This is a genomic window from Roseivirga sp. (genome assembly GCF_049099775.1).
Classification (GTDB): domain Bacteria; phylum Bacteroidota; class Bacteroidia; order Cytophagales; family Cyclobacteriaceae; genus Roseivirga.
Map to the genome: position 1 here is coordinate 250,101 of NZ_JAGDZM010000009.1, position 14,811 is coordinate 264,911.

A 14,811-nucleotide genomic window follows, 5' to 3' on the forward strand; every position below is an offset into this window, starting at 1 on the left:
ATGATTACAGGTAAAAATTACATAGGAAACGATGCTTCTTCAAATGGAAATGAAGTACTAAAAGCTTACAACCCTGCCGATGGGTCAACTTTTACGGAAGACTTTTTTGCTGCGACTCCTGAAGAAATAAACGCAGCTGTTGAAAAAGCACAAGAAGCTTTCGGTACATATAAAGCCATTTCATACGAAAAAAGGGCTCAGTTTTTAGAAACCATTGCTGAGGAGATCATGTCCTTAGGCGATACGCTTTTGGAAAGAGCAAGTGGTGAATCCGGACTTCCTTTAGGTCGTTTTCAGGGCGAAAGAGGTCGTACTTGTAACCAATTGAAGATGTTTGCTGGTGTTTTACGAGACGGATCTTGGCTTGATGTAAATATTGACACCGCTATTCTTGATCGACAGCCTATCCCAAAAGTCGATTTAAGAAAAATACAAATTCCATTAGGTCCTGTAGCAGTATTTGGAGCAAGTAATTTCCCTTTAGCTTTTTCTACGGCAGGCGGAGATACAGCGTCGGCACTTGCCGCAGGAAATCCAGTTATAGTCAAAGGTCATGAAGCACATTTGGGAACGAATGACTTAGTATCACAAGCAGTGTTGCGTGCTGTAGAAAAATGTGGAATGCCGGATGGAACATTTTCTATGGTAAACGGAGGTATTTCTGCAGGTCAGCAGCTAGTTAAACACCCCAAAGTAAAAGCAGTCGGGTTTACGGGTTCTTTAAGAGGTGGTAGAGCAATCTTTGACCTGGCTAACCAGAGGCCTGAACCTATTCCTGTATATGCAGAAATGGGCAGCACCAACCCTAGCTTTCTTATGCCGGACAAATTATCGTCCGACCCAGAAGGACTAGGTAACACTTTTGCCAATTCTGTAGCGCTCGGTGTTGGACAGTTCTGTACGAGCCCTGGTTTGCTCATCGGCGTCAAATCAACTGCTTTAGATCAGTTTATTGAAACGCTGAGTAAGAACCTGGCTGCTAAAGAGGCAGTAACGATGCTAAACGAAAAGATATCGACTAGTTATTATGCGCATAGAGGAACAATAATCGAACAGACTGGCGTAGAAATAATTGGTGAAGACGCTAATCCAGGATCGAATAAAGGAAAACCTCTTACCGCCAAAGTAAGTGCAGCTGCATTTTTGGAAAACCCTAAGCTGCATGAAGAAATTTTTGGCCCTTTTACAATGGTAGTCGCTTGTGAAGACACTTCCGAAATGCTAGCGGTGGCAAACGCAATGCATGGTCAACTCACGGGAACAATGGTGGCTACCGAAAACGACATGGAGAAGCATTCTGAGGTGGCGGATGCCTTGAGTGTTAAAGTAGGGCGAATCTTATTTAATGGTGTTCCTACCGGCGTAGAAGTATGCCATTCAATGCAACATGGTGGTCCATATCCAGCTTCTACCGATCAAAGAACTACTTCAGTGGGTACTGCAGCCATTTCTAGGTTTGCCAGACCAATATCATACCAAAATTGGCCAGATCATTTGCTTCCAGATGCCTTAAAGAACAACAATCCACTTAACATTTGGAGAACGATTAACGGCACACTGACTAAAGCAGCAGTATCATGAGCAAAAGGTTTTTTTGTATCGATGGCCACACCTGTGGCAACCCGGTAAGACTGGTAGCCGGCGGCGGACCATTGCTTACTGGCGATAATATGAGCCAAAAAAGGCAGCACTTTATCCAAGAATACGATTGGATTCGAAAAGGCCTTATGTTCGAACCTCGTGGACATGATATGATGTCTGGTTCCATTTTATATCCACCAAGCGATCCAAAAAACGATATCGGGGTGCTTTATATTGAAACTAGTGGCTGCTTACCGATGTGCGGCCATGGAACAATCGGCACAGTAACTTTTATGATTGAAGAGGGGCTTGTTGTTCCTAAAGAAAAAGGAAAGCTAAGGCTAGAAACGCCTGCTGGTTTGGTTAAGATAGACTATGAGCAAGACGGCGAGAAAGTAACTTCAGTCAAATTAACGAACATCCCATCCTATCTAGCCGCTACTGATATAGAGGTAGAGTGCCCCGATTTCGGTACACTGAAGGTAGATGTGGCCTATGGGGGTAATTTCTATGCTATAATTGATCCACAGGAAGGTTATAGAGATATGGCAGACTATAGTGCTTTACAACTTATTGGGTGGAGCAGAGCGATAAGAGATTATATGAATAAGAACTTCTCATTTGTTCACCCCAATGATGAGACTATAAAAGGAATGAGTCATTTAATGTGGACTGGCAAACCAACAAAAACAGAATCCACCGCCCGTAACGCAGTTTTTTACGGCGAAAAGGCAATTGACAGATCGCCATGTGGCACAGGCACTTCGGCTAGAATGGCTCAATGGGCTGCGAAAGGTAAACTGCGCAATGGGGATGAATTTGTTCATGAAAGTATCATTGGCAGTCAGTTTATCGGAAAAGTAGAAGACATTTCAAAAGTAGGATCATTCGACGCCATTATACCCAGCATTAAAGGTTGGGCACGAATCACAGGACATAATAATATCATTATCGACGATGATGATCCATACGCACATGGGTTTTCAGTAATCTAAAAAGATGAGTAAAAAGGTAGTAATTGTTGGTGCTGGAATAGTTGGCTTAAGTACTGCCTACTATTTGAACAAAGCTGGACTTGACGTAACAGTTATTGATGGAACTGACGGAACTGATAATTGCTCATATGGCAACGCCGGTTATGTTTCGCCAAGCCATATAATTCCCCTAGCATCACCAGGTATTATTAACCAAGGCCTGAAATGGATGCTAAATAAGAAAAGCCCTTTCTACATTCAACCAAAGCTTAGTCGTGATTTACTCACTTGGGGATGGCTCTTTAAAAAGGCATCTACCAATAAAAGAGTCAAAGCGGCGATACCAGTACTCAATGAACTCACGACAAAAAGTCAATCATTATACGAAGAGATTATAGCCGAAGAGGGTATAGAAGCTGGCTATCACAAACCTGGTCTATTAATGATTTGCCAGACCAAAGAAGCCTTAAAACACGAGATTGAACTTGCTGAAATTGCTAATCAATTTGGCTTAGATGCGAATGTGGTGAGTAAGGCTGAAACAGAACGGCTTGACCCGAACGTGAATTATGATATGGCTGGTGCGGTTTATTTTGGTTGTGATGGATGGATGACTCCCAATGTATTTATGGAGAAATTTAAGTCACTTTTAATAAAACGAGGCATAAAACTTGATTTCAATACTGAGTTACAGGCGATCAATACTAAAGGAGAAAAGATCACCGAATTCATTACTGATAAAAGAAACTATCAGGCTGATGACTTCGTGGTTGCGGCTGGTTCTTGGTCGCCTACTTTATTACAATGGTTAAAACTTAAATTACCACTTCAACCGGGAAAAGGATATAGTTTTACCATTAAAAACCCTCCAGTATCTCCCAAACTTCCTTCAATTCTAGTTGAAGCCAGAGTAGCTACTACACCTACCCTAGATGGCTTTCGCGTGGCCGGCACTATGGAAATCACAGGATTAAACCATAACATTAATGAACGCAGGGTTCAAGGTATAATTGACTCAGTAAAAACAGCTATCCCTGAATACCAATCTTATAATTTTGATGACGTGAAACCATGGGCCGGACTCAGACCTTGTACACCAGATGGCCTCCCTTATATCGGATCAACTAAAACGTTTAAAAATCTTTTTGTCGGAACTGGCCATGCCATGCTGGGCTGGACACTAGGCCCAATCACTGGTAAACTGTTGACACAGAATATTTTAGGTCAATCAGCCGACATTAAATCCAATTTACTCAACGTTGACCGATACTTTTAACAAATTCTATAAGTCTAGAATCCTTTTTTTATATTTCTGAACAAATGTTTGTCTCTAAAATTGCTGGAGATGGGTTAAATTGTGATCAAATACACATATTTGTATCCGAACAACACTTTTTTATACCTAAATACTTAAAACGATTTGTAAATCTGGACTTCCTGTGCCATTTTCCGGTTCACTAAGTTCATAGGACTTTCTGACTGACTGAATAAACTGTACTGACATAATGAGCAAATCAGCTATTGTGATTGGCTCTGGAATGGGAGGCTTAGCTGCGGCAATCCGACTTGCTAAAAGAGGATTTGTTGTATCTGTATTTGAAGCTAATGACTATCCTGGCGGAAAACTGACTGAAATCAGGCTAGGAAAATATAGATTTGATGCTGGCCCTTCTTTGTTAACATTACCAGAGCAAATAGAAGACCTTTTCGATCTACATAAGATTGAAGCGGCTGATTATTTCCAGTACAAAAAGCTCGATACTACTTGCCAGTACTTTTATCCTGATGGAACGGAATTCACCGCTTGGTCAGATCGACAAAAAATAATTAAGGAATTTGAAGAGAAACTAGGCGAACCTAAAGAAAATATAGAGGCGAGTCTTGAGCAAAGCGCCTTGCTTTACAACAAACTTGCTCCGGTATTTATGGAGAAGTCATTGCATAAATCAAGTACTTGGCTTGGTGGAAAAGCCCTAAAAGCATTTTCTAAACTCTCAAAATTCAACTTCAACAAAACAATGAATCAGGCCAATAGAGGCCTTTTTAAGAACGAAAAAACCGTTCAACTCTTTAATCGGTACGCCACTTATAATGGTTCGGACCCTTATCAAACTCCAGCCACATTCAATATCATTCCACATCTAGAATTTGGCTTAGGGGCTTATTTCCCAGAAAAGGGAATGCACGACATCACCAATAGCCTCTATGAATTGGCTAAAAAAGTTGGTGTTCAGTTCCACTTTAACAGGCCTGTAAAAAACATAGTTGTTTTCGAAGGCCATGCCAAAGGTGTAAATACGGAAATGGGATTCCATAAATCGGACATTGTAGTGTCGAATATGGATATGGTGGCGACTTACAAAAAACTATTAAAGGATCAGTTTCAGCCTAAAAAACTACTTTCACAGCCCAAATCTAGCTCTGCTTTAATTTTCTATTGGGGTATTAAGAAGGAGTTTAAAAAACTTGACTTACACAACATATTCTTCTCTGAGAATTACAAAAAGGAATTCGAACACATCTTTAAAACTGGTGATATCTATGAAGACCCAACGGTTTACATAAACATTTCTAGTACTCAAAACCCTTCAGATGCTCCAAAAGGTGCTCAGAATTGGTTTACGATGATCAATGTCCCTAATAATCAAGGGCAAGACTGGGATGCTCTCGTTCAAAAAGCCAGAGCCAACATTATCAAAAAGCTCTCGAAGATGCTCAATGCTGACATTGAATCACTAATCGAAGTTGAAGACATTCTAGACCCTAGAACTATCGAAATACGTACTAGTTCTGTTGGCGGGGCACTTTATGGAAATAGCTCGAATAACAAGTATGCGGCTTTCTTGAGACACCCTAACTTTTCTAAAAAGATAAGGCATTTGTACTTCTGCGGCGGAAGTGTTCACCCTGGTGGTGGAATTCCACTGAGCTTACTTTCTGCAAAAATTGCTGTGGATAATCTCAGGTAGACTATTTACTATCGATTACGAACGTTGAATCATTGGGTGTTTCAGGTGATCTATAGAATTGTAAGTACTGATCATAACGGTGCAAAATTTCCCTGACGTACTTTACAGGTTCTTCTCCTCGGCAATAACCATAGGTAACTACTGGGTCTTTATAATATTGAGGTGTGGATTTTAAGATTAAGTATTTCGCAACGCTCTCATCCCAATTCAAAGGATCATCTCCGTACTTTTCGGCTAACTTCATGGCATCTCTCACGTGCCCTTGTCCTACATTATAAGAGCCTAAAACGAATCGAATCATCTCATCCCTATCAAGAATTTCTTCTTTCCAATAATCCATTAACCAAGCCAAGTGTTCTACTCCAGCCTTAACGTTTTCTTCAGGGTCAAAAACATCATCTACATCGTACTCTTCTGCCACATTCGAAGTAAGCTGCATTAAGCCTTGCGCACCAACCCAAGATTCTGATTTAGGGTCAAATTTCGATTCTTGAAAAATGATAGAAGTGAGCAACAACCAATCCATATCCAATTTTTCTGATGCTTTTTTTATCAAATCATCGTACGGAGAAATCTTCTCTTTGGACCAAGATGAATATGCACTCTTCACCCTAATATTTTGTGTTTTTCTACTCTTGAAATAGCGATTGTATATCACATAAAAGTCTGGCGACTTTTTCATATCAATCAGCCAATCATCGACTACATTTTTAAGGTCGACTGAATTCTTCCTTACGGCCCAAGATATCTTTTGAGGAAAACTTATTGGGGTCTCTACATCAATGCTTGGGTAATACGTTTCATTTATCAACGCTACATCTTGATCGGCAATTGTATACTTTATTTTACCGTCTAGCACATCTCTAATAAGCATTTCTGTATCTACCGCTCCAGGTATTTCAACTACATTGATATCTTCTCCGATCTCGTCTGACAGGTTGTTCAATCTGTCTGTGAAAGAAGAACCTTTCCTTACATAGACCGTCTCTCCTCCAAGATCGATTGGGTTTCTTATGAGTGTTTCTTCTATTTCATGGAGTTTTAATTGACGCCAATTTTCGGGCTTTCTTTGTACTAAAACCTGCGGCACATTATTATGTGGCTCGGTAAAGGCAAAGCGTTCATTCCTTTCTTTTGTCACGGCCAAATGATAAGCCATTATATCCGCCTTTCCACTATTGAGCATATTAAAGGCACCTTGAATGTCAGCAGTAATTTGAACATCTAATTCAACTTTGAGATAGTCTGCTAGTCGACTTAGTAATTCATATTCATAGCCTATGGGTTTACCTCTATATATAAAATAACCTGTCGTGCTATTATCAACGACCGCGATGAGGCTTCCGCGTTCACGAATTTTATCCAGATCAAAATCCACGGCGGCAATATCAGGCCCAATCTCTGCCTGAACCATCCTTGTAGACTTATCCTTTGAACAACTTAAAGAGATAAAACAGATGAAAATTAAGATGACAGTTAATCGACAGCATCGTCGAATTAGTGTAGCAGTCATGTTAGAATATAGTCAACATGACAAGCAATTCAAAAAATGCGCTTCCTAGACTCAGATTCAAGCATTACTGGCGATGAAATTGATCGCCTTAGCATTAAAGAATTCTGGTTGCTCCACGTTGCACACATGACCACAATTAGGAACAACTTGTAAGCTTGACGTACGGTGTGATTCTACCAACTTCATTACTTGTGGTAGGAACATGTAATCTTCATCTCCCATTAAATAAAGCGTAGGGAGTTCTGTGTCATTTTCGTTGAAATAACGAAGTAAAGGATTGATTTTATATGTCAATCCAAACCATCGAACAAACTCATTCTGACAGAGTTTTTTGGCTTGGTTTGCAAAGAGAATTCTTGACTCCTGGTTTCTCTTTCTTGGCATGATAATCCAAGCAAAGAATTTATACAGCCACATGTACGGGATAAACTTCTTAGTGGCATTTCCGAGGGCCACTAGCATCTTAGACCTTACATTAAGCCTCGTTACTGCCCCACCCATTACCAGAGATTTAACACGATCTGGCGCTATCTCACAAATTGTCCTCATTAGGATGGTTCCTAACGAAATTCCGACAAAGTGCGATTTTTCAATCTTCAGATGATCGAGCACCTCCACAACATCTTGAGAGATATTTTCAAAGTTATACTCATTAGAAAAATATCTTTCAAACACTTCTTGTGACTTACCATGCCCCCTTAAGTCTATCAAGAGCACATTAAAATGATCTTTGAAATCTTTGACTTGTTTGTACCAAATAGACGAACTACCTCCGGCCCCATGAATAAAGGTTACCCATTCATTGGAAGACTTATGTTCGTATGTTTTGTAATAGAGCATAACTGGTAGCTGCAAATGTAACAAGTTTCTTAAAATAAGGTTTGAAAAACTATTTGCCTAAAAACGAAAACCCCCTCATGGAAAATTCCATGAGGGGGTTTCTTATAAACTTTAGCAGTTCTTAGTTACCACCAAAAGTATATCTAATACCAATTTGACCTTGCCATCTAGAGCTAATCAAACCTGAATCATCAATGTTTCCATCAGAAGGATCATTTCCATCAACACCATCAAAAGTGAAATTTGGAGTTGTACCGTCAGCTTGGAAACCTTCAAAGTTTAATAATTGGAAATCTTGAGGCACGAAGTATCTTCTACCCCAATCTCTGTTCAATAAGTTTCCAAAGTTGTAGATATCTGCAGTTAACTGAAGCGTGTGCTTTTTACCACCTGCGTTAATCTCAAACTCTTGCAATAATCTTAAATCGAAGATGTTTGTGAATGGCTCTCTGTTTCTGTTTCTCTCAACATACTGACCTCTTCTTGTACTCAAATAAGGATCATTAACGATGAATGAATTTAAAGCAGCCCATTGTTCTCCAGCAGTTCCAGCATTAGCATCGTCAACTAAGTTGATATCGCTAGCATTTAATGGAACATAGATTAAAGATCTCTCACGAGAATCTTCGCTCGTAAGGTTACCATTGTCATTGTAGATGTAAGAGAATGGAGAACCAGAACGTCCTTCATATACAAGACCAATTTGAGTAGCCAATCCTTTAGAATACTCAAATCTGTAAGAAGCTTGTGCAATTACTCTATGTCCTTGAGAGAAATTAGATCTAGTCAATGCTTGATCAAAGTTTCTACCACCGATTGCGTGTAAACCTCTCCATTGAGATGAGTTTTGAGAAGACGTACCATCAAATACTGCAAAAGCATCACCATAAGAGTAAGAAACGCTTCCTTGGAAACCGTTTGTTAATGGCATAGTCAACGTACTTGAGAAGTTGTAAGCATAACCTCTACCTGTGTTACTAGTCACAGAAATTCTACCATAGTTATTAGACTGAACTACTTCATCTCTTCTGTTATAGATAGGTCTGTTATCACCTGTACCTGTTAGGTTACCAACTGACTGACCAACGTTTACGTTTTGAACACTAATCCCGTGGATTGTTTTTGTCCAAAGTGCATCTACTGACCAAATCCATCCATTAGAAAGTCTCTTATCAACAGCTAAGTTGAATTTAGCAACTTGTGGTACTCTGAAATCTTCAACAAATAAATCAATGTTACCAGACTGAACCGTTGGATCAATAACACCTGGCTGATTGTTAACGTCAGGTCTGAAGATAGCATCGAAATCATTCTCGTCTACAAAACCTAAGTTCTGTCCGTTGTTATTGTATGCACCACCTGGCCATACTAAAGGAACTCTTGAAGTGAATACACCAACACCACCTCTTACTTGAAGAGTCCTGTCACCGTTTACATCCCAGTTGAATCCAAATCTTGGAGCGAAAGTAGCTCTTGAGTTGATGAAATTACCAACTGCTGCACCAGCTAAATCATAACCTTCAGCTTCGATTTCAGGAATTGCCTGATTGTTGAAAGTACTGTTTGTAGGAGTTTCATCGAAGTAAGGTACATCCATTCTAATACCCAAAGTCAATTTCAAGTTATCATTTACTTGGAATTCGTCTTGAACATAAGCACCAATTAAACCTGAGTTAAATACAGCTGCTGCCGCAGAACCGTCACCCGTGATGTTATCAACATTAGAGAAGTTTCTAGCGTAATCTGTCGCTGGCTGATCAGTTAAGAAGTCACTTAAAGTATTGTAAGAATACTGTCCAAAGTTCTGTGCAATAAACAAGTTCTCAACAGAATAAAATTCAGCATTAACACCTACAACGAATGTATGGCGTCCTTTGTAGATTTCTAAGTTGTTGTTTACAGTGAAACCACTGGTCTCTAACAAGTTTGCAGAAGAAAATGGCTCAGCACCAAATCTGATTGAACCCTGTCCATCAGAAATATTTACTGTAGGGAAATCTTGACCTGTTGCATCTCTATCATCTGATACTCCGATATAACCAATTGTTAATTTGTTGGCCATGTTAGACCCAAATGAACTAGAAAGCTCTAATGAAAGTGAGTTTGTTTTAGACAAGAAAGACTCAGACCTGTTGTAGAAGTTTAACGTTCTGTTGCTTGATCTTACTCCTTCAATGTTGTCTGCCTTTACGTAAGAATATCGTGCAGATAATTTGTGGTTTTGATTGATGTTATAATCAATCTTAGCCGTGAATTTATCAGAGTCTAAAACAACTGGATTTCCACTAAGAGAACCTGGCTGATAACCAAAACCATTTAATTTATTGATCAACTGATCGATGTCAGCTTGAGTAGCATCTCCATCATAATCAGCGAAATCAAATGGCTGAGGAGTCTCATCTCTTTGTTGCTCAACGTTTACAAAGTAGAATAATTTGTCTTTAATGATTGGACCACCAACTCTTACACCGTAAGTCTCAGCACTAAAATCATCAAGTCTCTCTCTTGATCCTTCACCATCTCTAGGCGTCTTTCCTGCTAATCCTTCGTTTCTAAAGAAATAGTAAGCAGAACCTTCCACCTCATTAGAACCAGATCTAGTTACGGCGTTAATCGCACCACCAGCAAAACCTGAAACCCTTACGTCGAAAGGAGCTACCTGAATTTGGAATTGCTCAATCGCATCAATAGAGATTGGAGAAACACCAGTTTGACCACCGTTAGTACCAGAACCAGCAAGTCCGAAGATGTCATTGTTTATAGCACCATCAATGTAGATAGAGTTTAAACGGTTGTTTTGGCCACCAATAGAAATTGAGAAACCATCATTTCCTTCATCTAATGTTGCTTGTGGTGTAAACCTTGCGAAGTCACCAATAGCTCTGGCTACTGTAGGAGTAGCATTAATTTGCTGAATACCTACTACAGTTTCAGCGCCCGTTCTGTTTCCATCAAAAACGCCACCTCTTTCAGCTACAACCTCAACACCTTCCAAAGTCACAGAAGACTCAGTAAGTTTTGCATTGATTTTGAAAGCTTGACCTAACGTAAGGAAAACATTCTCTTGCTTGAATTCTTTATAACCAATAAAAGTTACGGTCACTGTATAAGGACCACCAACTCTCATGTTAGGAATTCTGTAATACCCATCACTACTTGTGATGTTACCATAGCGAGATCCGCTTGGTGTGTGTACTGCAACAACAGTTGCTCCCGGTAAAGTCTCACCGTTTACATCTGTTACCCTTCCGTTTATAGAAGAGGTAGTTGTACCCTGACCGAATGCTGCATTTACCAATACAAGCATCAATCCAGCCATGAGTAACTGAAGTAATTGTCTTTTCATAGAAGATGATTTAAAGTAGATTAGATTTTGATTCACTTTAATTTGTGCGCTTATCACGCGTTTTACAACGCAAAAATAATTCTTCTTAAGGTTGGTCATATTGACTAAATGTTATGATTACGCTACATTTAGTCAATTCGTTTAACCTATTCTTAACATACCATTTAAGCATTTTTCAAAAATGGTTTTTGACAGAATTATCTCTGCAATTTAGTAGTTAGTTCAGGTCATAACTGCATTAATATCAAGCATTTCCCTTCATTTATTCCATCTTAGTTTTATTGGAAGGTCACTTTCCAGCTATTACACAAAAGTAAACGTTACTTTACAGATAAAAAAAGCTTCGTCACTCGATTCAATGCAACCGTTTTATACTTTCAATAAGACAGGGGAATCTGTATATTGCTTTCTTTGTCAATACCCATTTTATGATCAACAAAAGGCTATTCGCATCAACACTCTTATTACTGACATCTTTTTCACTCATAAATGCTCAGCAAATAAGCTTAGACTATTATCTACCCGACAATGTTCAGTACAACCCTGACATTCCTACCCCAAAATCGATAATTGGACATGAGGTAGGCGAATGGCATATTACTCACGATAAGCTTGTTATGTACATGAGGGCTGTTGCAGAGGCCTCAGAACGTATAACAATTGAAGAAATCGGGAAGAGCCATGAAGGACGTCCGCAAGTACTATTAACCGTGACACATCCTATAAATCACATTGGTATTGATAAAATTAGAAGCGATCATTCTTGGTTAACCTATCCAAATGAAGCGGAAAAATTCGATGTAGAGAAGATGCCTTCTGTAGTTTATATGGGTTATAGTATTCACGGGAATGAACCTAGTGGGTCGAATGCATCTTTACTGATGGCTTACTATATGGCAGCGGCAGAAGGTCCGGAAATTGACAATGCATTACGAAATTCTGTTGTTTTAATTGACCCTTCTTTTAATCCTGATGGACTCACAAGGTTTTCAACTTGGGCTAATATGCATAAGGGTAAAAAGGTGAATCCTGATCCGAATGACAGAGAATACAGGGAAGTTTGGCCAGGCGGCAGAACAAACCATTATTGGTTTGATTTAAACAGAGACTGGCTCCCAGTTCAGCAACCAGAATCTCAAAATAGAATTGCCAAATACCATGAGTGGAAGCCAAATATTCTAACAGACCATCATGAAATGGGCACTAACTCTACATTTTTCTTCCAACCCGGGGTACCATCCAGAACTCATCCTTTAACACCAAAACTAAACCAAGAAATGACTGGTAAAATTGGTGAATACCATGCTAAAGCACTTGATAGTATCGGCTCATTATATTATACCAAAGAAGGATATGACGACTTCTATTATGGCAAAGGATCTACTTTCCCAGATATTAACGGCGGAATGGGTATTCTATTTGAACAAGCCAGTTCGCGCGGTCATGCACAAGAAAGTGTTAATGGAATTCTGAAATTTCCGTTTACGGTTCGCAACCAATTTACTACTTCTCTATCTACCTGGGCTGCATCTATCGCCATGCGCGTAGAACTACTAGAATATCAGAAAGACTTCTATAAAAGAGCATTGAGGGAAGCAGATGGTGACAGCCACAAGGCATATATTTTTAAAGCCGAAAAAGATCCTGCGCGTGCCTTTCATTTAGCGGAGATATTAGATCGACAAGAAATAGACTTTTATCGTCCATCGAGACGAATTCGTCTTGAAGGAGAAGAATATCTACCAGACAATAGCTACATCATACCCCTTAAGCAGAGAAACTACAAGATTATAAAGGCCATGTTCGAGCAACGGACTACATTCGAAGACAGTCTGTTTTATGATATTTCTGGTTGGACCTACCCAATGGCATTTAACATGGAATATCATGAAATGTCGAGTCGAGACTATGGAAGAAACCAACTAGGAGACAAAATTGAAGAGCTCGAGTTTCCTAAAGGCGAAATAGTAGGCGGCCAGAGTAATTATGCTTATGCTTTTGAATGGCACGGATACTATGCTCCTCGTGCAGCTTACAAGCTTCTTTCGAAAGGTGTAAGACTGAAAGTTTCGACAAATAAATTCATCGGTCCGGACGAAAAGGAATTCGATAGAGGTACAATACTCATTCCTGTTGCCGGCCAATCCGTTTCGAATTTCGACCTATTTGAAATGATGAAAGACCTTACTCAGTCAGATGCCTTAGATGTTCACGCCCTAAATACTGGTTTAACAGGTGGGGTTTCCCTTGGAAGCAACTCTTTTTCAACTTTAGAAAAGCCAGAAGTCGCGCTGATAGTTGAAACTGGCAACTCAAGTGATATTGGTGAAGTATGGCATCTTTTAGATACCAGAATGGATATGTATGCCACAAAACTGCGTGCCGACAGGATTGGCTCTAACGTGATTGACAGATACACGACTATAGTAATTACCGGAGGTCTAAACTTGAACGAAGGCGAAATGAACAACCTAAAAAGATGGATCCGGAATGGAGGCACTTTAATAGGAATAGGTTCGGCAGTTAGCTGGATGTCTCGTAACAAACTGACTAACTTGAAAACTGTAAGGCCTGATGCACCAAGTAGCGAGGCCATTAGTTACGACCAAATCACCAACTATGTGAGAGGTCAGAATATACCGGGTGGAGTTTACATGTCTGAGCTAGACCTTTCACACCCCTTGAATTTCGGTTATCATAAAGAATTGCTACCAACCTTTAGAAGAGGCAATACTATTATAGAACCTTCTGAAAGTAAGTTTGCAAACCCGGGAAAATACACTGAAACACCCCTTATTAGTGGATGGATTAGTGATGCTAACCTAGAAACACTTAAAGGTACTTCAACAGTAAGAGTAAGCGCGCTAGGTAATGGACGAATTGTATCATTGGTTGACAATCCAAATTTCAGAGCCTTTTGGTATGGTACTAATAAGCTTATGATGAATGCAATATTTTTTGGCAGATTAGTAAATCGGGTTTCCGCTCAGTAGTTAATCTATTAAAATTCAAATATGATAACTGGGTGAATGCTTTGTATCCACCGATTTATCTATCTTTGTAAAAATTTTTTCAATTGTCGGATCGCCTTTTCCTTTTAGATAAAAATTATATCCTGAAGCAAGTTCAGTCGGATTTAAGACTGCGTCTTCAGAACAGACTTATTGACTTAATTAAAGAAGGCTATTATACCGTTTTCAACCCATTAAGATTATCGGACAAGACCACCGAGTTAATTAATAGTTATAACGGTGATCATCAGAATCATTTCGACGAGCTTTATGACGTTGTCGCGGGTATTTACCGTTTTCAAATTGGAGATAACCAATTAGAGTTTTTGTTTGATGGCAGTAGCCATTATGATAAGTATGTGGTTGACTGGGAAGAAGCTTTTACAAATTATATGAACGAGCTATGCACAAAAAAGAACTTTGTTTTAGCTGGACTAGAACTTACTGTTTTCCTAAAGCCAGATAACAGAATAGAATTAGCTCAAAACCGCATGAAAGTGAGCATTTTTGATCATTTTGGATTGAAAATCTATAAACACAAAGGGATTCAAGCCTTAAAAGATAAGACTGCTTAACA

At 39.4% G+C, this 14,811-nt stretch carries 9 protein-coding genes; 6 read left to right on the plus strand and 3 right to left on the minus strand.

All coding sequences use genetic code 11. From position 1 onward, the window contains the following. The 4 genes from JXQ92_RS15925 to crtD all read left to right on the plus strand — a co-directional run bounded on the left by JXQ92_RS15925 (position 1) and on the right by crtD (position 5,524). Positions 1 to 1,581, plus strand: a complete 1,581-nt coding sequence (locus JXQ92_RS15925; protein WP_421987630.1) for an aldehyde dehydrogenase (NADP(+)) — start codon at positions 1 to 3, stop codon at positions 1,579 to 1,581. After that, entirely contained in the window at positions 1,578 to 2,576 is a 999-nt protein-coding gene (locus JXQ92_RS15930) for a 4-hydroxyproline epimerase (protein WP_421987631.1), read from the plus strand. Before JXQ92_RS15925 ends, JXQ92_RS15930 begins: the two co-directional genes overlap by 4 nt. A gap of 4 nt (positions 2,577 to 2,580) precedes the next feature. Next, the gene (locus tag JXQ92_RS15935) at positions 2,581 to 3,831 is read left to right on the plus strand and encodes an NAD(P)/FAD-dependent oxidoreductase (protein ID WP_421987632.1); all 1,251 of its coding nucleotides are present in this window, start codon (positions 2,581 to 2,583) and stop codon (positions 3,829 to 3,831) included. A 229-nt stretch (positions 3,832 to 4,060) separates the two neighbouring features. Then, the gene (gene crtD / locus JXQ92_RS15940) at positions 4,061 to 5,524 is read left to right on the plus strand and encodes a 1-hydroxycarotenoid 3,4-desaturase CrtD (protein WP_421987633.1); all 1,464 of its coding nucleotides are present in this window, start codon (positions 4,061 to 4,063) and stop codon (positions 5,522 to 5,524) included. A gap of 1 nt (position 5,525) precedes the next feature. On the opposite strand, the gene JXQ92_RS15945 is transcribed toward crtD, so the two are convergent. The 3 genes from JXQ92_RS15945 to JXQ92_RS15955 form a co-directional block, all read right to left on the minus strand. Further along, on the minus strand, positions 5,526 to 6,938 hold the full coding sequence (locus tag JXQ92_RS15945; RefSeq protein WP_421987634.1) for a transglycosylase SLT domain-containing protein: 1,413 nt from the start codon (positions 6,936 to 6,938) through the stop codon (positions 5,526 to 5,528). 156 nt (positions 6,939 to 7,094) lie between these two features. Continuing rightward, a complete protein-coding gene (locus tag JXQ92_RS15950) occupies positions 7,095 to 7,892 on the minus strand; it encodes an alpha/beta fold hydrolase (protein WP_421987635.1) in 798 nt (265 codons plus the stop codon). Between the two features lie 106 nt (positions 7,893 to 7,998). Beyond that, positions 7,999 to 11,223 (minus strand): TonB-dependent receptor, encoded by a 3,225-nt coding sequence (locus JXQ92_RS15955; RefSeq protein WP_421987636.1) that lies wholly within the window; start codon positions 11,221 to 11,223, stop codon positions 7,999 to 8,001. Positions 11,224 to 11,651: 428 nt separating this feature from the next. Here JXQ92_RS15955 and JXQ92_RS15960 point away from each other — a divergent pair, with 428 nt between their 5' ends. After that, a complete protein-coding gene (locus JXQ92_RS15960; RefSeq protein ID WP_421987637.1) occupies positions 11,652 to 14,216 on the plus strand; it encodes a M14 family metallopeptidase in 2,565 nt (854 codons plus the stop codon). A gap of 83 nt (positions 14,217 to 14,299) precedes the next feature. Continuing rightward, complete coding sequence (locus JXQ92_RS15965; RefSeq protein ID WP_421987638.1) at positions 14,300 to 14,809, plus strand: hypothetical protein; 510 nt, start codon at positions 14,300 to 14,302, stop codon at positions 14,807 to 14,809. Positions 14,810 to 14,811: the final 2 nt, after the last annotated feature.

Coding starts and splice junctions, on each gene's coding strand:
- JXQ92_RS15960 (WP_421987637.1), top strand. CDS start 11,652: ATGATCAACAAAAGGCTATTCGCATCAACACTCTTATTACTGACATCT.
- crtD (WP_421987633.1), top strand. CDS start 4,061: ATGAGCAAATCAGCTATTGTGATTGGCTCTGGAATGGGAGGCTTAGCT.
- JXQ92_RS15945 (WP_421987634.1), bottom strand. CDS start 6,938: ATGGTTCAGGCAGAGATTGGGCCTGATATTGCCGCCGTGGATTTTGAT.
- JXQ92_RS15930 (WP_421987631.1), top strand. CDS start 1,578: ATGAGCAAAAGGTTTTTTTGTATCGATGGCCACACCTGTGGCAACCCG.
- JXQ92_RS15955 (WP_421987636.1), bottom strand. CDS start 11,223: ATGAAAAGACAATTACTTCAGTTACTCATGGCTGGATTGATGCTTGTA.
- JXQ92_RS15925 (WP_421987630.1), top strand. CDS start 1: ATGATTACAGGTAAAAATTACATAGGAAACGATGCTTCTTCAAATGGA.
- JXQ92_RS15935 (WP_421987632.1), top strand. CDS start 2,581: ATGAGTAAAAAGGTAGTAATTGTTGGTGCTGGAATAGTTGGCTTAAGT.